Below are 18003 nucleotides of genomic sequence, written 5' to 3'. Positions count from 1 at the left end.
GAAACGACCATGCTGGCAGTAGAGCGTTCCACGACGACGACCAGTGTGAGCCTGGTCGGCTACATCATCATCGGCGCCCTGGCCGGCTGGATCGCCGGCAAGATCGTCAAGGGCGGCGGCTCCGGAATCCTCATGAACATCGTCATCGGCGTCGTCGGCGCCTTGCTCGGCGGCTTCCTGCTGAGCTTCTTCTTCGACACCGCCTCGGGTGGCTGGTGGTTCACCTTCTTCACCGCGATCCTCGGATCAGTGATCCTGTTGTGGCTGATCGGGCTGGTGACCGGCAAGGATTAGCGCAGTTTCGCGCCGTATGCATGCTCGACGCGCAGCGTCATGAGGACGCGGCGGTCCTCGACCATGACCCGCCGGTACTCGGCCCAGTCGGGGTGTTCCCCGGCGCCCAACCGGTAGTACTCGACCAGGGCGTCGACCTCGGGACCATCGGGGTCGGCGCCCGGTCCGGTTAACGTGACCGACCCCTCCGCGGTCGCCCAGGTGTAGCCGTCGGGACTGGTGAACTCGATGGCGGCACGCGGGTCGCGGCGCAGATTCGCTGTCTTCGCGCGCCCCTGGGTCATCGAGACGAGGACCGCGTCGGATTCCCGGTCGTAGACCGCGGTCACCGGGGAGAGCTGTGGCAATCCGTCGGATTTGATGGTGGCAAGGATGCCGATCTTGCTCTCGGCGATGAGGGTGCGCGGGTCGAATCCGGAGTCGGTCATGTCATGGGCAACAGCATGGGATCCACCGGCATTCCGCCCCGGCTCGATCATCAATCAGGCGACCCATTGCACCAGTTGGACGATGATGCCGTTGGGGTCGGCGAACTGACAGTATCGCTCCCCCCAGGGTTCTGTCTCCGGCTCGGTGACCACCGGTGCACCCGCGCCACGCATCCGTGCGAAGTCGCCGTCGAGGTCGTCCACGACGAATGCCAACAACAATCCCTCACCGGCACTTCCTGCCCGGTATGCCGGCCGGAACGTCTGCAGGCCGGTGCGCAGGAAGATGACGTTCGGACCACCCTCGAGGGGGCTCGCCAAGGACACAAACCCGTCGGCCTCCATCTCGGTGCGGAAGCCCAAGTGTTCGGTGAGAAATGCGGCGGACGCGGCCGGGTTGGCGACGTTGAGGGAGATGGCCATCGCGGTGATCGACATGGGAGCCCCTTTCACGTACTGTGTACTGTTACAGTAGACCGTACGCAGTACGTAAATCAACCGCGACCCGAGGATGACCCGATGGACACCATCGACTTGCTGTGGCGACACGAGGTCGCCCCCGCTCGACGGGGCCGGCCGCCCAGGTACACCGTCGACCAGGTCGTCGACGCCGCCATCGACCTTGCCGACCGGGTCGGTTCAGCCTTCTCCATCCGCGACGTCGCCGGTGAACTGGGCATCCCGGTGATGTCGCTCTACTCCTACGTGCAGAACCGCGACCAACTCGTCGAGCTCATGGTCGACGACGTGTACGCCGGGATGACCCGGGCGGCGGGCACCGGCGACTGGCGCAACCGCCTCGCCACCATCGCCGAGGAGAACCTCGAACTGATCACCGGTCACGGATGGCTCGCCGACATCGAGTCCGAACGGGCGATCCTCGGACCCGGGACACTGGCCAAGTACGAACACGAACTCGACGCCCTCGACGGCCTGCCCCTCCCCGACCCGGACAAGGATGCGGCACTGACCGTCGTCCTCGACTTCGTGAAGGCCAGCGCGCGGTCGATGGCGCGCGCCCGCGTCGAACGCGAACAGGAGTCGCCGCAGCCGTGGTGGGAACGCGAGGGCGCCAAACTGGCGGTGCTCGGCATCGAGGCCCGCTTCCCCCTCGCGTCCCGGATCGGTGCCGCCGCCGGCGAAGCCCAGGGCGCGGCCCGAAACGCGCGCCACGCCTACGAATTCGGCCTCCAGGTGATCCTCGACGGGATCGCCGCGCGGCTTACCACCGGACCCGGTGTCCGAGACAAGGATTAGGTTGTGACCATGCCAGCCACGACACCCGCGCGCGCCCACCCCGCCGACTCCCACGACCTGATCCGCGTCGTCGGGGCGCGGGTCAACAATCTGCGCGACGTCAGCGTCGAACTCCCCAAACGCCGGCTCACGGTGTTCACCGGCGTATCCGGATCGGGGAAGAGTTCGCTGGTCTTCGGCACCATCGCCGCCGAGTCGCAGCGCCTGGTCAACGAGACCTACAGCGCGTTCGTGCAGGGCTTCATGCCGACCCTGAACCGGCCCGACGTCGACGTCCTCGACGGGCTGACGACGGCGATCATCGTCGACCAGGAACGCATCGGCGGCAATCCCCGGTCGACGGTCGGGACGATCACCGACGCCTACGCGATGCTGCGCATCCTGTTCAGCCGGTGCAGCGAGCCCCATGTCGGCCCGTCGACCGCCTTCTCGTTCAACGTGCCGACGGTCAGCGGCGCCGGGGCCATCAAGGTCGGCGACAAGAAGGCGAAGAAGGCGACCTTCGAAAGCCTGGGCGGAATGTGTCCGCGGTGCGAGGGCATGGGCACGGTTTCCGACGTCGATCTGGCCGAAATCTACGACGAGACGAAATCCTTCAACGACGGTGCCATCAAGGTTCCGGGGATCACCCCCGAGGGCTGGTACGGCCGGGTGTACGGCGGGTCCGGGTTTTTCGACCCGGACAAGCCGATCAAGGACTTCACCGCCAAACAACTCGACGCCCTGCTCTACAAATCGGCGACCAAGATCAAGGTCGACGGCATCAACATCACCTACGAGGGCATCATCCCCCGGATCCAGAAGTCGATGCTGTCCAAGGACATCGACTCGGTCCAACCCCATATCCGCGCTTTCATCGAACGCGCCGTCACGGCCTCGGTGTGCCCGGAATGCGACGGCACCCGGTTGGCCGAGCATGCTCGGACCGCCACCATCGACGGCACGAGCATCGCCGACGCGGGACGGATGCAGATCAGCGACCTCGCCGCCTGGGTGCGCGGCCTGGACCGCCCGACGGTGGCCCCGCTGCTGGCGAGCCTCGTCGCCACCCTCGACTCCTTCGTGGAAATCGGCCTGGGCTACCTGTCCCTGGAACGCCCCACCGGAACGCTCTCGGGCGGAGAAGCCCAGCGCACCAAGATGATTCGCCATCTCGGGTCGTCGTTGACCGACATCACCTACGTGTTCGACGAGCCGACCGTGGGTCTGCACCCGCACGACATCACCCGGATGAACGATCTGCTGCTGCGCCTGCGGGACAAGGGGAACACCGTGCTCGTCGTCGAGCACAAGCCGGAGACCATCGCCATCGCCGACCACGTCGTGGACCTCGGTCCGGGCGCCGGCACCAACGGCGGGACGATCTGTTTCGAGGGAACCGTCAACGGGTTGCGCGGCAGCGACACCCTCACCGGTCGCCACCTGGGCGACCGGGCCGCACTGAAACCGTCGGTGCGCACCCCGACGGGTGTGTTGGCCGTGCGCGGCGCGGCCACCAACAACCTCGACGACGTCGACGTCGACATCCCCCTGGGGGTGTTGACGGTGATCACGGGGGTGGCCGGCTCGGGGAAGAGTTCGCTGATCCACGGCTCGGTCGCGCCGCGCGAGCAGGTGGTCACGATCGACCAGACCGCGATCCGGGGTTCTCGGCGCAGCAACCCGGCGACCTACACCGGTCTCCTCGAACCGATCCGCAAGGCCTTCGCGAAGGCCAACGGGGTCAAGCCCGCGTTGTTCAGCGCGAACTCCGAGGGGGCGTGCCCGACCTGCAAGGGCAACGGCGTCATTTACACCGACCTCGCCACCATGGCCGGTGTGGTCACCCGCTGCGAGGAGTGCGAGGGACGGCGGTTCAGGCCCGAGGTCCTCGACTACCGACTCGGCGGCCGCGACATCAGCGAGGTGCTGGCGATGTCGGTGGACCAGGCGCTGGACTTCTTCGGCGGCGGGGTCGACGGCGCGGCCGACGCGGCGACCCCCGCCGCGCACAAGGTCCTCGCCCGGCTCTCCGACGTCGGGCTGGGCTACCTGCGCATCGGCCAGCCGCTGACCACACTGTCCGGCGGTGAACGGCAGCGCCTCAAGCTCGCCGCCCAGATGGGCGAAAAGGCGGCCGTCTACATCCTCGACGAGCCGACCACCGGGCTGCACCTGGCGGACGTGGAGAACCTGCTGCGTCTGTTGGACCGGCTGGTGGACGCCGGGATGTCGGTCATCGTCATCGAGCACCACCAGGCCGTGATGGCGCATGCGGATTGGATCATCGACCTCGGCCCGGGCGCCGGCCACGACGGCGGGCGGATCGTCTTCGAGGGCTCACCGGCAGACATGACCGCCCAGGCCGACACCCTGACGGCGCAGCACCTGGCGGCCTATGTCGGTGCCGGTTAGTCGCGCACGATCATGACCGCACACGGCGCCGTGTGGAGGACCGCCTGGCTGGTCGACCCGAGCAGCAGTCCGCGGAACCCGCCGCGGCCCCGACTGCCCACCACGACCAGCTGCGCCTCGCGCGCCGCGTCGAGAATCTGCTGAGCGGGACCCGCGGCGGCCACCACCGTCTCGACCGACACGTCCGGGTGGTCTTCCAAGCCGCCGGCGAGTTGGGATCCGAGCGCCTCGACCGCCTCGTCGCTGATCCGGCGGCGCTGCTCCTCGCTGAGATTTTCCAGGGCCAGACCGCGTTCCCCGAAGGCGTGCACCGCGATCAGCGGGACTCCCAGGAAGTCGGCCTGCTCGAAGGCGGTCCGGATCGCCCCGGTCGACACCGGCGAGCCGTCGACGCCCACGACGACGGGCCCGGCGGTGGGTGTGTCCTCGGGGACGACGACGACCGGGGACTGACCGTGGGCGGCGAGGTCGGCGGTCACCGATCCCAACGCCAGGCCTTCGGCGCCGCCAAGGCCCCGGCGCCCGAGCACGACGACGTGTGCATGCTCGGACACCTCGCGCAGGACGAGCGCCGGGCGGCCGTCGAGGACATCGCCGGTCACCGTCGCGGTGGGCGCCGCTTCGGCGCTCACGTCACGCGCCAGGTCCACGGCTCCCTCGGCGAAGGCACGCGAGGCATCGACGTAGGCCTGCGCCGTCACGATGCCGTAACCGGCCTGCGGAACCGCCGGCTCCACCACGCTGACCACTCGCAGCGGGCGGTTCTCCCGTGCGGCGGCCGCTGCCGCCCACCGAACCGCCTGCAATGCGGGATCCGACCCGTCCACCGCCACCACAATCGGTGCATTCACCGTCGTCACGCCATCAACCCCTCGGGTTCGTCCGCCATCGTCTTGGCCCCAACCTTACGTGCCCGGTCCCTCGTCCACCCGACGTCGGAGGGGGTGGTTCGGATAAGTTGGAGGACAACACCGACGGCAGCGTGAGAGGGGTATCGGATGCTGGGCGCGATCTTGCTGACAATCGGACTTATCGGTCTCGCCTTGACCGTCCTCTCGCTGGTCGGTTTGGACCTCGATGCGGCCATCGACATCGACTTCGACCTCGGTGATTCCGGGGTGGGCCTGCTCTCGCTGCTGACCCCGTTCGTCACCGGCTTCGGATTGATCGCCGGCGGACTCATGACCCTCGCGGACACCCCGACTTTGCCGGCGTTGGCGGCCGGAGCGCTGACCGGGCTGGTGCTGGCCGCGGTGGCGGGCGTGCTGGTGTCCTACCTGGTCAAATCCGGTACCGAATTGCCCAGCGTCGACCTCGTCGGCGAACGCGTTCGGATCGTCGAGCCGGTCGGGCCGACGCACCTGGGCATCGGCGAGGTGAAGACCGAGACCGGCGCCCGGCAGGTGTCCCTCACCGCCGACGAGGATTACGCCCTCGGCGACATCGTGCGGATCACGTCCAAACTCGACGACCGCAACGTCTACCACGTCCAACGACTCCCCTACGACGAGCTCTCCTGAGCATCTGAGATTTCCAAGGAAAGGTTCCGCCAATGACGACACTGATCCCCGCCATCGGGGCTGCTGCCGTACTTCTCATCCTGTTCATCCTGCTGCTGCTGTCCCGCTACCGCGTGCCCGGCGCCGAAGAGGCGTTCATCGTCACCGGTACCGGCAAGGGCCACCAGGGCAAGGTCTACCGGGGAACCGGGACATTCGTGCTCCCCGTGGTCCAGAAGGCCACCCGCGTCCAACTGTCGTCGGTCAAAGCCGACCTGGACACCTCGACGCCCGCCAACGACGGCATCGAGCTGAAGGTCCGCGGCGTGGCCGTGGTCAAGGTCGGCGACACCCCCGAGGACATCCTCAAGGCCGGTCCGCGTTTCGGTGACGACCTCATGCGGATCAACGCGCTGGTCACCGAACAGCTTTCCGGTGAACTCCGCTCGATCGTCGGCACCATGACCGCCAAGAGCATCCTCGTGGACCGCCAACAGCTCGTCGACCAGGTCGCCCAGTCGATCAAGGAGATCCTGTCGAACCAGGGCCTGGTCCTCGACAGCTTCTCGATCAACGACGTGCAGGACTCCGACGGCCAGTACTTCAGCGACCTCGCGGCCAAAGAGCGATCGGATCAGGCCGCCATCGCGGCCCAGTCGCGCGCCGTTGCCCACCGCGTCGCCGAGCAGAGCCGGATCGAGAACGAGCAGGCCATCATCGAGCAGCAGCGCGAGCTCGACATCCAGCGCGAGACCGCCCGCCAGGCCACCGATCGCGCCTCGGCGGAGGCCGACGCGGTGCGTCCGCTCGTCGAGGCCGAGCGGCGCCGGGTCCAGGTGGAGAAGGACAACGAGGTTGCCGCCCAGCAGGCGAAGCTGCGCGACACCGAGCTCGACGCCGAGGTCCGGCGGCCGGCCGAGGCGGAGCTTTACGCCGCCCAGCAGCGGGCCGAGGCCAAGAAGGCCGAGATCACCGCGGAGGCCGAGGCCCGCGCGGCCGGTATCCGCATCACCGGTGAGGCCGAGGCACAGGCCCTCGAGATGCGCGCCGAGGCCCTGGGCAAGCTCGACCAGGTCGGTCAGCTCGAGCTGGTGCTGAGCAAGCTGCCCGAGATCGTCCGGGCCGCCTCCGAGCCGCTCGGCGAGGCGAACATCACCCTCGTCGGCGATTCTGTCGACCCGCTGACCCGCGGTGCCGGTGCCGGCCTGGCCAGCGGCCTCGAGGTGATTCGCGGCACCACCGGTGTCGACATCGCCGGCCTGCTGAACGACCTCGGCGACAAGGTCATCGGCTCCGGAAACAACAGCGCTGCGCGCGACGACGTATCGGGCGACCAGAACGCCTGAGCCACAGCCCTAACGCTTGAGCCCGTGCCGCCGGGCCACCATCGTGGTGACCAGGCGGCGCGGGACAAGTCGTTTCAGGGTGAAGACGAGTGGGGCGTTGGAACCCACCGCGTAGAACTCGCGCGGCCGATCGGCCTCGATCGCCGACACGATGGTCGCGGCCACCTTGGCCGGTGAGATGCCGGCCTGCTCGTTGGCGTCGAGGTGGCGGATCATCGTGTCGTAGTCGTCGCGGTAGGGCGAGTCGTCGGCGATGTAGTGGGTGCGGCGCTCGCCGATGCCGGTGGCGATCGAGCCCGGCTCCACGTGGCTGACCCAGACCCCGAACGGCGACAACTCCTGTCGCGCCGCCAACGCGAAGCCCTTTAGTGCCGCCTTGGCCGCCGTGTATGAACCACGGTGTGCGAGCGGGAAGCTGGCTAGCATCGAGCCGACGGTGATGACCCGGCCGTAGCCCTGTGCCCGCATGTGCGGGAGCAGCGGCTGTGTCAGCTGGACCGCCCCGAAGACGTTGGTCTGGAACAACCGGTCCACCGCCTCGTCGGGCAGTTCCTCGACCGGCCCGGACTGGCTCTCCCCCGCGTTGTGCACCACGATGTCGACGTCGCCGACCGCTGCGGCGCATGCCTTGATCGACTGGCGGTCCGCCAGGTCCAGGGCGACGTATTCCACACCCGGGATGCGCTTGTCGTCCGGCACCGTGTCCGGGTTGCGGCTGGTCCCAATGACGCGGTATCCGCGGGCGGCCAGTTGGCGCGCGACCTCGAGCCCGATGCCCGACGACGCCCCGGTGACCAATGCGGTCTTGTCGTTGTTCGATGCCACGTGCACTCCTCGACTCGCCTCACAGTGTTGGCACCGAGCTTAGCCAGGCAGCTGGGCAACCTCTCCCGAGGGCCGCAGCTGGTCGAGGACGTCGGCCTGCGCATCGATGTGGGACAACCCGTGCGGGGTCACCTCGACGACCCGCGCGGTGGCGAGGTCGAAGAACATCCCCGACACCACCAGCCCGCGCTCGGCTACCGCGCGCTGCACGGCCGGGTGCGCTCGCAGCTTCTCCACCTGGACGGCGACGTTGACCATGCTCAGTTGATCCACCTCGGCGAAGCCGGCATCGTCGGCGGCCCGTGCCACCGGGTCGCCGGCGCGGAACCGCTCGACACTGGACTTCCCGTGTTCGAGCCAGCGGTCGATGCCCGACCCGGCCGAGACGCCGGAGAGGAGACCCGCCATCGCGCCGCACGACGAGTGCCCGCACACCACGACCGCGCGGACGCCCAACACGTCGACCGCGAAAGCCAGTGCGGCGTCGACCGAGGCGTCGTCGCTGCCGGGCACCAGATTCCCGACGTTGCGGACGGTGAACAGGTCGCCCGGTCCGCTGCACGTGATCACGTTGGGCACGATCCGGGAGTCGGCACAGGTCAGGAAGAACGCCTCCGGATCCTGGCCGGACTTCATTTCCTCCAAATGCGGCCGCAGCAGGTGGGAATGGCCCCGGTTGTAGTTCGCGACGCCGGCGACGAGTGAGGCCGACGGCGCATCAGATCCGAATGCGGCGCGGTTCTGCGCCGCCTGCCACGGTCCCAGGACGTCGTCGAGGACGGCGCGCCCCATGCTGCGAGACGGGCGTTCCACCGCGGCCCGGCTCATCCGGGCCTCCCCGATCTCGACGAGGTCGACCGACCCGCCGGTCGCCCGGTGGGCGATCATCCAGTCTTCGATCGCCTCGTGGGCCGCGTGGTCGAGGAAGTCGACCGTCATCTCGACCGTCACCGGCACACCGGCCGGTACGGTCGCCAGACTCGCGGTGAGACGGGGCAGGGACAGGAAGGTGGCCGAACCGTCGATCCGCACCAACCAGCGGCCGGTACCGGCGATCTCGTCGACGTGGACGGCAATCCGGACCACCCGGATGATCAGCTGCACCGCGGCGATGGCCAGGCCGATCAGCACCCCCTCCAGCAGGTTCAGGAATACGACGCCGAGGAGCGTCGCCGCGTAGACGACGAGGTCGCCGGTCAGGTGCGCCAGGCGGACGTGCGACAGCTTGACCAGCTGGGTGCCGATGACGATGAGCAGGCCGGCCAGGGCAGCGAGCGGAATCTGCTCGACCACCGACACGAGGAACACCGAGAACACCAGCAGCCACACGCCGTGGAGGACCGCCGAGGCCCGGGTCCGGGCGCCCGCGGCCACGTTGGTCGAGCTGCGGACGATGACACCGGTGATTGGCAGACCGCCGATCAGGCCGGAAACAGTGTTCGCCGCCCCCTGTCCGATCATCTCCCGGTCGAAGTCGGCCCGCGGGCCGGTGTGGAGCTTGTCCACGGCCACCGCTGACAGCAGGCTCTCGACACTGGCGATCAGCGCGATCGTGACGATGGTCAGGGCGATGGCACCCCAACTCCCCGAGGGGATTTCCGGCAGGCCGAGCGAATCGAAGAGGGATCCGTCGATCTGCACCCGGGCGACGTCCACCGGCGCGACCAGCGACACGATCGTCGCCAGCAGGATCGCCGCGAGTGCGGCCGGGACGGCGCGGACTTTGGCGGGCATGTACTTCCACCCGAACATGACCGCGATGACGAGGAGACCGAGGACGGCCGAGGCGCCGTGCAGGGACATCACCTGGCCGGGCAGCGCGGTGAGGTTCTCCCAGGCACCGCTGTGCGACGTGCCGCCGAGCAGCACATGCGCCTGTTGCAGGGCGATCGTGATGCCGATTCCGGCGAGCATCGCGTGAACAACCACCGGGGCCACCGCCAAAGCCGAGCGGGCGACGCGGCTGAGGCCGAAGGCGATCTGGAGGAGTCCGGCCGCCGCGACGATGAAACACGTTGCGGCAAAACCGAACCGGCTGATCGATTCGGCGACGACGACGGTCAGGCCGGCCGCCGGGCCACTGACTTGGACGACCGATCCGCCAAGGGCGCCGGCCACGATCCCGCCGATCACCCCGGCGATCAGACCCGCCGCGACGGGAGCCCCCGAGGCGATCGCGATTCCGAGGGACAGCGGCAACGCCACCAGGAACACGACGATCGACGCTGGGACGTCGTAGCGCAGTATCGACCGTAGCCGGGTGGTCAGATCATGAGTCGGTTCCATCGTTTCCCCCTGTATCGCCGCCGCGCTGGTGCGCGGGCATGGCATGACGCGAGGCCGCTCTCGGACACGAGCACGGAGATCCCCCACGGATGACTGAGTGCTCGGCACGACGGTGGGCCGGCGACTCTCCGACCGAGGATAATAGTAAAGACTTAGTAATAGCTTTGGGCGTGGCGGCGGTCACCGGTGATTGTCAGCACAGTGACACCCCCACTGTTGCGGACCGCATCCTATCGTTAGCCGCTGTTGCGCAGCGCCGTCGCGAGTCCGTTCATCGTGAGCAGGATGCCGCGTCGGACCTCCCGGCTGTCATCACCGGCCCGGTAGCGGCGAAGGAACTCCACCTGAAGCAGGTTCAGCGGCTCCAGATACGGGTAGCGGTTGTAGACCGACCGCTTCAGCGCCGGGTTGTCCGCGAGGAGGTCGTCGTTGCCGGTGATCGCGGCGTGCATCCGCAGCGTCAGGTCGTGTTCGGCGACGATCCGGCCGAACACCCGCTCGCGCAGCTCCTCGTCGGGCACCAGCTGCGAATAGCGGTGGGCCACCCCCATGTCCGACTTGGCGAGGACCTGGGCCATGTTCGACATCACGCTGGCGAAGAAGGGCCAGTGCTCGTTGTAGTCGCGCAGCACCGCCAACCGTTCCTGCGCGTCCGCGCCGTCGCCGATCCACTCGGCGAATGCCGTTCCGGCGCCGTACCACCCGGGCAGCATGACCCGAGACTGGCTCCACGACAGGACCCACGGAATCGCCCGTAGGTCGGAGATGGCCGTGGTCTGCTTGCGCGAGGCTGGCCGGCTGCCGATGTTGAGCTCCCCGATCTCCGACAGCGGCGTGGACGTGGTGAAGTACTCGACGAATCCCGGTGTCTCGTGCACGAGTTCGCCGTATGCGCGCCGGCCCCGTTCGGCGATGTCGTCGAGGATCGCGTAGGCCCGCTCGGATTCGTCGCCCAGACCCTCCACGTCGAGGAGGGAGGATTCGATCGTCGCGGCCAGGATGGTCTCCAGGTTGCGGTGCGCCGAGACGGGCTCGGCGTACTTCGCGGCGATGATCTCGCCCTGCTCGGTGATCCGCAGGGATCCCTGGACCGCCCCGGGCGGCTGCGCCAGGATGGCCTCGTAGCTGGGCCCGCCGCCGCGGCCGACGGTGCCGCCCCGGCCGTGGAAGAGCCGCAGCCGGATCCCGGCCTGCTCCGCCGCGGCCACCAGGTCCAGCTCGGCCCGGTACAGCGCCCAGTTGGCGGCGAGGTAGCCGCCGTCTTTGTTGGAGTCGGAGTAGCCGAGCATGACCTCTTGGGTGCCGTCCTGCCCGGCGACCACCTGCCGGTAGAGCGGGACGTCGAGGGCGGCGAGGATCGTCGCCGCACCCTGCTGGAGGTCTTCGATCGTCTCGAACAGCGGCACGACGCGCAGCGCGCACCGCGCCTGGCCGCCCTCCCCCGCATCGTAGAGCCCGGCCTCCTTGAGCAGGATCATCGCCTCGAGCATGTCGCTGACCGAGGTACACATGCTGATCACGTAGTTCGGCACCGCCTCCGGCCCGAACCGGGCGACCGCCGTGGCGGCCGCCCGCACGATCGCCAGCTCCTTGGCGGCGAGTTCGCTCAACGCGGCGTCCGGCCCGGTCAGCGGTCGGCGCGACGCCAGTTCCGCGGTGAGCACGGCGACCCGCTCATCTTCGGGCAGCGCCCGATAGTCCTCGTGCACGCCGGCCCAGGCCAGCAGTTCGGCCACCACCGTCTCGTGGACCTCGGAGTTCTGCCTCATGTCGAGCCCCGACAGGTTGAACCCGAAGGCCAGCACGCCCTCGCGCACCCGCAACAGGCGGTCGTCGGCGATGGTGTCGTCGGCGTTGGCCCGCAGCGCGGCGTCGAGGACGTCGAGATCTGCCCGCAGCTCGGTCTTGTCGGCGTACGGCTCGACCCCGACACCGGGGTCGACCAGGTGCGGCAGGATCGACGCCGACGGCCCGAGACTGGCGAGCGCCGTGGCGGACACGCGGGCGCGAATACTGGTCAACGCCCGCCGGAACGGCTCGTCGGCGGAGGCGCCGGTGGTCTGCTCCGCCAACTCGGCCAGCCCCGGCGGTACCTCGACGAGCCGGGCCGACATGCTCAGTTCCTGCGACAACGCCGCCAACTGCTCGAGGTGGTGGGTAAAGGCGAGGCGGGCCGCCGACGAGGTCGCCGTGGCCACCACCTCGCCGGTGACGAAGGGGTTTCCGTCGCGGTCGCCCCCGATCCACGAGCCCATCCGAACCAGCGGGAGATTGCCGAGCCCGGCATCGGGGTAGGCCCGGCACAACGCCGCCCGGGTCTCGGTGTTGATCCGCGGGACGACGTCGAAGAAGGTCGCGTCGTAGTAGCGCAAACCGGCCGCGATCTCGTCGAGGATCGTCAACCGGTCGAGCCGGATGAGGGCGGTCTGCCACATGGTGAGGATCTGGCGGTGGATCGCGGTGAGCGCCGCGGACTCCTCCGCGGGGGTCAGCTCGGTCCGGCGCAGCATGCGCATGACCTCGGTGATGCGGTTCTGGGCCTCGAAGATCGTCCGACGCCGGGTCTCCGTCGGGTGGGCGGTGATGACCGGGACCACCAGCGCCCCGGCCAGTCGTGCCCCGACGGTCTCGTCGGAGAGGTCCGCGGCCGCGAGTTTCGCGTAGGTGGCCGCCAGGCTGCTGTTCTGCGGCCGGTCGCCGGCCCGCAGATGGATCGACCGTCGGCGTTCACGGTGCAGGTCTTCGGCCAGATTGGCCAGCAGGGCGAACAGCGAGAAGGCCCGCGCGACGGGGAGGAGGTCGGTGGCCGGCGGCTCGACGAACCGCTGCGCGAGGTCGTCGCGATCGAGGTCGTCCTCGCGGATGTCGAACGAGGCCTGCCGGGAGCCCTCGACGAGGTTGAACGTGGCAGTCCCGGAATGTTCCCGGACCACGTCCCCCAGCATGCCGCCGAGCAGGCGGATGTCCTCGCGCAAGGGTTCGGTCAGCGCCCGATCGGTGGTGTCCACCTCCAGGTGGCTGACGATCGCGCGGGACGGCCGCCAGGCGGCCGAAGAAACCGGGACCGGGGAAACAGACTCGACATCATCACCCATAGGTCGAGTATTCCCGACGCCGGGTGAACCGGCGACCCGAGTGGAATCGGACTCAGGCCGACAGCTTGATGTACAACTCCATGCCGATGATCAGGATCACCCAGAGCAGGCCGACGAGGATGGTCATCCGGTCGAGGTTCCGCTCCACCACGCTCGAACCCGAGAGGCTCGACTGCACACCGCCACCGAACAGGGACGACAGGCCACCACCCTTGCCGCGGTGCAGCAGCACCAGCACCACCAGCAGCACGCTGGTGACGAGGATTCCGATCTCGAGTGCGAGTTTCACGGTGGTCAGGTCCTTGCTCTTGCTGTTCGGCAACGCCGAGGCGGTGGAGTCGGCGCCGTTACGGCCACCGAAAAGTGTACGCGACGGCGGGCGCCGCCCAGGGCAGCGCCCCGCCGGTCGCGGATCAGGGCAGTGGTCCGCCGGCGGCGATCGCCGACAGGGTGGCGAATTCCTCGGCCTTGAGCGAGGCACCGCCGACGAGGGCGCCGTCGACGTCGGCCTGCGCGATCAGGTCGCCGATGTTCTTGGCGTTCACCGAACCGCCGTACAGGATGCGGATCTTGTCGGCGACCGCGTCGCCGGCGAGTTCGACGATGGTCGCACGGACCGCCGCACACACCTCCTGGGCGTCGTCGGCGCTGGCCACCCGGCCGGTACCGATGGCCCACACCGGCTCGTAGGCGATCACGGTCTTCGCGATCTCCTCGGCGCTCAATCCTGCGAGCGAGCCCTTGAGCTGCTCGGTGTTGTAGGCGATGTGCTCGCCGGCCTCGCGCACCTCGAGCCCCTCGCCGATGCAGACGATCGGGGTGAGTTCGTGCCGCAACGCCGCCTTGGTCTTGGCGACGACGACCTCGTTGGTCTCGTCGTGGTAGGTGCGCCGCTCCGAGTGCCCGACCACCACGTAGGTGCAGCCGAGCTTGGCGAGGAACGCCCCGCTGATCTCGCCGGTGTACGCACCCGAGTCGTGCGCGGACAGGTCCTGCGCGCCGTAGGTGAGCAAGAGCTTGTCACCGTCGACGATGGTCTGCACGCTGCGGATGTCGGTGAACGGCGGGATCACCGTCACATCGACCTTGTCGAAATACTTGTTCGGCAGCCGGAAGTCGATGTTCTGCACCAAGGCGATCGCCTCGAGGTGCGTCATGTTCATCTTCCAGTTGCCGGCGATCAGCGGCTTGCGGTTGGTCGACACGGGTTACGCCTCCAGCACGGTGAGACCGGGCAGCTTCTTGCCCTCCAAGTATTCCAGCGAGGCTCCCCCGCCGGTCGAGATGTGCGAGAAGTTGTCGTCGGGAATCCCGAGCACGCGCACGGCGGCCGCCGAGTCACCACCGCCGACCACGGTGAACGCACCACCGGCGGTCGTGGCCGCAATCGCCTCGGCGACGCCCTTGGTGCCGGCCGCGAACTTCTCGAACTCGAACACGCCCGACGGGCCGTTCCAGAAGATCGTCTTGGCCTCCGACAACGCCGCGGCGAACCGCTTCACCGACTCCGGTCCGATGTCCAGGCCCATCCAGCCGTCCGGGATCGCGTCGGACGCCACCGTCTTGGCCTCGGCGTCGGCGGCGAACTTGTCGGCGACCACCACGTCGACCGGCAGGCGGATCACGTCGCCGAACCGTTCGAGCAGGCCCTTGCAGACGTCGATCTGGTCTTCCTGCAGCAGCGAGGTGCCGACCGGCAGCCCCTGGGCGGCCAGGAAGGTGAACGCCATGCCGCCGCCGATCACCAGGGTGTCGACCTTGGGTGCGAGGGCCTCGATGACGCCGAGCTTGTCCGAGACCTTCGAACCACCGAGGACGACCGCGTAGGGGCGGGCCGGATCCTCGGTCAGCCGCGACAGGACCTCGACCTCGGCGGCCACCAGGTCACCGGCGTAGTGCGGCAACAGCTTGGCCACGTCGTACACCGAGGCCTGCTCGCGGTGCACCACCCCGAAACCGTCGGAGACGAATGCGCCGTCGGGTCCGGTCAGCTCGGCCAGCGCCGCGGCCAGCTTGGCCCGCTGCGCCTCGTCCTTGCTGGTCTCCCGCGGGTCGAAACGGATGTTCTCCAGCAGCAGCACATCGCCGTCGGTCAGGCCTTCGGCCCGGGCCAGCGCGTCCGTGCCCACCACATCGGCCGCGAGCTGGACGTTGCGGCCCAGCTCCTCCCCGAGTCGCTGCGCCACCGGCGCCAACGACAGCTTCGGGTCGGGTTCGCCTTTCGGGCGCCCCAGGTGAGCGGTCACGATGACGCCGGCACCCGCTTCCGCGAGCTTGCGGATCGTCGGCGCCGAGGCCACGATCCGACCGGGGTCGGTGATGTTGCCGTCGTCGTCGAGCGGGACGTTGAGGTCCGAGCGCACCAGAACGTTGCGCCCGGAAACCCCGGTCTCCAGCAGGTCTTCGAGGGTGGGCACGGCCATGCGTGTACTCCTTAGGATCCGCGTGCGAAGGGTGGTTAGAGCGACTTGCCGACGAGGCCGATGAGGTCGACCAGGCGGTTGGAGTAGCCCCACTCGTTGTCGTACCAGGACACGACCTTCGCCTGGTCGTCGATGACCTTGGTCAGGTCGGCGTCGAACAGCGAGCTGTGCGGGTCGGTGACGATGTCGCTGGAGACGATCGGCGCGTCGTAGTACTTCAGGATGCCCTTGAGCGGACCCTCGGCGGCGGCCTTGAGGGCGGCGTTGATCTCCTCGGCGGTGGCCTTCTTGGCCAGGTTCGCGGTGAGGTCGGTCACCGAGCCGGTGGGGATCGGCACGCGCAGCGCGTAGCCGTCGAGCTTGCCCTTGAGCTCGGGCAGGACCAGGCCGATGGCCTTGGCCGCACCGGTGGAGGTCGGCACGATGTTGATCGCGGCGGCGCGGGCGCGGCGCAGATCCTTGTGCGGGCCGTCCTGCAGGTTCTGGTCCTGCGTGTAGGCGTGGATGGTGGTCATCAGGCCCTTGACGATGCCGAACTCGTCGTTGAGGACCTTGGCCAGCGGGCCGAGGCAGTTGGTGGTGCACGACGCGTTGGAGATGATGTTCTGGCTGCCGTCGTACTGGTCGTCGTTCACGCCCATCACGATGGTGATGTCCTCGTCGGAGGCCGGCGCGGAGATGATGACCTTCTTGGCACCCGCGTCCAGGTGGCCCTGGGCCTTGGCGCGCGCGGTGAAGATGCCGGTCGACTCCACGACGACGTCGACGCCGAGATCGCCCCACGGAATGGCCGCCGGGCCCTCCTTGACCTCGAGGGCCTTGATCTTCTGGTCGCCGACGACGATGGTGTCCTCGCCCTCCAGGCTCACGTCCTGCGGCAGGCGGCCGAGGATGGAGTCGAACTTCAGCAGGTGGGCCAGCGTGGCGTTGTCGGTGAGGTCGTTGACGGCGACGATCTCGATATCGGTGGTGCCGAGGGCCTTCTGCGCCTCGACGGCGCGGAAGAAGTTACGGCCGATTCGGCCGAATCCGTTGACGCCTACGCGAACAGTCACGTGCTTTCTCCTTTGTGGGTCGGCGCGGTGTGATGTCGCGCCGGGTGGACGGTCTGACGGTCTCGTATCTCAGCGTAGTCGGTGCTCACCGGCCAGTCTCGGGGGGCTATGCCTCGTCGAGCAGATCGGAGGTGACCACCGATTCGGTGTCCGGGATCCCGTCGGTCCGGGCCTTCTTGTCGGCCATCGAGAGCAGGCGCCGGATGCGCCCGGCGACGGCATCCTTGGTCATCGGCGGGTCGGCGAGCTTGCCCAACTCCTCCAACGAGGCCTGGCGGTGGGTGACGCGGAGTTGACCCGCGGCGATGAGGTGATCGGGTACCTCGTCGCCGAGGATCTCCAGGGCCCGCTCGACGCGCGCGGCCGCGGCGACCGCGGCCCGGGCCGACCGGCGGAGGTTGGCGTCGTCGAAGTTGGCCAGCCGGTTGGCCGTCGCGCGCACCTCGCGCCGCATCCGCCGCTCTTCCCAGTCCAACCGCGTGTCTTGGGCGCCCATCCGGGTCAGCAGCGCGCCGATGGCCTCGCCGTCGCGGATGACGACCCGGTCGCCGCCCCGCACCTCGCGCGCCTTGGCGGTGACGCCCAGCCGTCGGGCGGCCCCCACGAGCGCGAGCGCCGCCTCGGGCCCGGGACAACTGACCTCCAGCGCCGAGGAGCGGCCCGGCTCGGTCAGGGAACCGTGCGCCAAAAACGCGCCGCGCCAGGCGGCTTCGGCATCGGCGACGCTGCCGCCGACGACCATCGCGGGCAATCCGCGGACCGGTCGCCCGCGCTGGTCGAGCAGTCCGGTCTGACGGGCCAGCGCCTCACCGTCCTTGACGACACGGACGATGTAGCGGGCCCCCTTGCGGATACCGCCGCTGCGCAGCACGTGCACGTCGGACGGATACCCGTAGAGATCGTGGATCTCGCGCCGCAGGCGGCGGGCGACGTTGCCGGTGTCGAGCTCGGCTTCGACGACGACCCGACCGGCGACGATGTGCAGGCCCCCTGCGAAACGCAGCAGGGCCGACACCTCTGCCCGCCGGCAGCTCACCTGGGTCACAGTGAGCCGACTGAGCTCGTCCTTGACCGCCGCTGTCATCGCCACCGGTGACATTC

General features: G+C 68.8%; 16 protein-coding genes. 5 read left to right on the top strand and 11 right to left on the bottom strand.

The annotated features are described in order from the left end of the window. Nucleotides 1–9 precede the first annotated feature (9 nt). Complete coding sequence (locus nbrcactino_RS09900) at nucleotides 10–294, top strand: GlsB/YeaQ/YmgE family stress response membrane protein (RefSeq protein ID WP_161927700.1); 285 nt, start codon at nucleotides 10–12, stop codon at nucleotides 292–294. Here nbrcactino_RS09900 and nbrcactino_RS09895 read toward each other — a convergent pair. Both nbrcactino_RS09895 and nbrcactino_RS09890 read right to left on the bottom strand, forming a co-directional pair. Beyond that, nucleotides 291–722, bottom strand: a complete 432-nt coding sequence (locus nbrcactino_RS09895) for a PPOX class F420-dependent oxidoreductase (RefSeq protein ID WP_161927194.1) — start codon at nucleotides 720–722, stop codon at nucleotides 291–293. The two genes, nbrcactino_RS09900 and nbrcactino_RS09895, sit on opposite strands and share 4 nt — an antisense overlap. Nucleotides 723–776: 54 nt before the next feature. Continuing rightward, nucleotides 777–1160 carry a VOC family protein gene (locus nbrcactino_RS09890; protein WP_161927193.1) on the bottom strand — a complete coding sequence of 128 codons (384 nt, stop codon included), beginning with the start codon at nucleotides 1158–1160 and terminating at the stop codon, nucleotides 777–779. 81 nt (nucleotides 1161–1241) lie between these two features. Here nbrcactino_RS09890 and nbrcactino_RS09885 point away from each other — a divergent pair, with 81 nt between their 5' ends. Then, the gene (locus nbrcactino_RS09885; RefSeq protein WP_161927192.1) at nucleotides 1242–1979 is read left to right on the top strand and encodes a TetR/AcrR family transcriptional regulator; all 738 of its coding nucleotides are present in this window, start codon (nucleotides 1242–1244) and stop codon (nucleotides 1977–1979) included. A 9-nt stretch (nucleotides 1980–1988) separates the two neighbouring features. Continuing rightward, on the top strand, nucleotides 1989–4373 hold the full coding sequence (locus nbrcactino_RS09880; protein ID WP_161927191.1) for an ATP-binding cassette domain-containing protein: 2385 nt from the start codon (nucleotides 1989–1991) through the stop codon (nucleotides 4371–4373). Here nbrcactino_RS09880 and nbrcactino_RS09875 read toward each other — a convergent pair. Beyond that, complete coding sequence (locus tag nbrcactino_RS09875; RefSeq protein WP_161927190.1) at nucleotides 4370–5233, bottom strand: universal stress protein; 864 nt, start codon at nucleotides 5231–5233, stop codon at nucleotides 4370–4372. The two genes, nbrcactino_RS09880 and nbrcactino_RS09875, sit on opposite strands and share 4 nt — an antisense overlap. A 138-nt stretch (nucleotides 5234–5371) precedes the next feature. On the opposite strand from nbrcactino_RS09875, the gene nbrcactino_RS09870 reads away from it, so the two are divergent. Next, on the top strand, nucleotides 5372–5893 hold the full coding sequence (locus tag nbrcactino_RS09870) for a hypothetical protein (protein WP_161927189.1): 522 nt from the start codon (nucleotides 5372–5374) through the stop codon (nucleotides 5891–5893). Nucleotides 5894–5925: 32 nt separating this feature from the next. Beyond that, entirely contained in the window at nucleotides 5926–7218 is a 1293-nt protein-coding gene (locus nbrcactino_RS09865) for a flotillin family protein (RefSeq protein WP_161927188.1), read from the top strand. A 9-nt stretch (nucleotides 7219–7227) separates the two neighbouring features. Here nbrcactino_RS09865 and nbrcactino_RS09860 read toward each other — a convergent pair whose 3' ends face one another. The 8 genes from nbrcactino_RS09860 to whiA form a co-directional block, all read right to left on the bottom strand. Next, nucleotides 7228–8043 (bottom strand): SDR family oxidoreductase, encoded by an 816-nt coding sequence (locus tag nbrcactino_RS09860; protein ID WP_161927187.1) that lies wholly within the window; start codon nucleotides 8041–8043, stop codon nucleotides 7228–7230. Nucleotides 8044–8082: 39 nt separating this feature from the next. Beyond that, nucleotides 8083–10329, bottom strand: a complete 2247-nt coding sequence (locus tag nbrcactino_RS09855) for a SulP family inorganic anion transporter (RefSeq protein WP_186343333.1) — start codon at nucleotides 10327–10329, stop codon at nucleotides 8083–8085. Between the two features lie 236 nt (nucleotides 10330–10565). Beyond that, the gene (gene ppc, locus nbrcactino_RS09850) at nucleotides 10566–13424 is read right to left on the bottom strand and encodes a phosphoenolpyruvate carboxylase (protein WP_161927185.1); all 2859 of its coding nucleotides are present in this window, start codon (nucleotides 13422–13424) and stop codon (nucleotides 10566–10568) included. Between the two features lie 52 nt (nucleotides 13425–13476). Beyond that, nucleotides 13477–13713, bottom strand: a complete 237-nt coding sequence (gene secG, locus nbrcactino_RS09845; RefSeq protein WP_161927699.1) for a preprotein translocase subunit SecG — start codon at nucleotides 13711–13713, stop codon at nucleotides 13477–13479. A gap of 124 nt (nucleotides 13714–13837) precedes the next feature. Next, the gene (tpiA, locus tag nbrcactino_RS09840) at nucleotides 13838–14629 is read right to left on the bottom strand and encodes a triose-phosphate isomerase (RefSeq protein ID WP_161927184.1); all 792 of its coding nucleotides are present in this window, start codon (nucleotides 14627–14629) and stop codon (nucleotides 13838–13840) included. Nucleotides 14630–14632: 3 nt separating this feature from the next. Continuing rightward, nucleotides 14633–15847, bottom strand: coding sequence for a phosphoglycerate kinase (locus nbrcactino_RS09835; RefSeq protein ID WP_161927183.1), 1215 nt, complete (start codon nucleotides 15845–15847; stop codon nucleotides 14633–14635). A gap of 35 nt (nucleotides 15848–15882) precedes the next feature. After that, complete coding sequence (gap, locus tag nbrcactino_RS09830) at nucleotides 15883–16902, bottom strand: type I glyceraldehyde-3-phosphate dehydrogenase (RefSeq protein WP_161927182.1); 1020 nt, start codon at nucleotides 16900–16902, stop codon at nucleotides 15883–15885. A gap of 106 nt (nucleotides 16903–17008) precedes the next feature. Beyond that, nucleotides 17009–17986: a DNA-binding protein WhiA gene (gene whiA, locus nbrcactino_RS09825; protein WP_186343371.1), complete on the bottom strand. Its 978-nt coding sequence runs from the start codon at nucleotides 17984–17986 to the stop codon at nucleotides 17009–17011. Between the last annotated feature and the right edge of the window lie 17 nt (nucleotides 17987–18003).

Source organism: Gordonia crocea, from assembly GCF_009932435.1.
In the GTDB taxonomy this organism is placed as follows: domain Bacteria; phylum Actinomycetota; class Actinomycetes; order Mycobacteriales; family Mycobacteriaceae; genus Gordonia; species Gordonia crocea.
The sequence above is the reverse complement of the archived record's forward strand: the minus strand, read 5'-3'. Positions and strand labels throughout refer to the sequence as shown.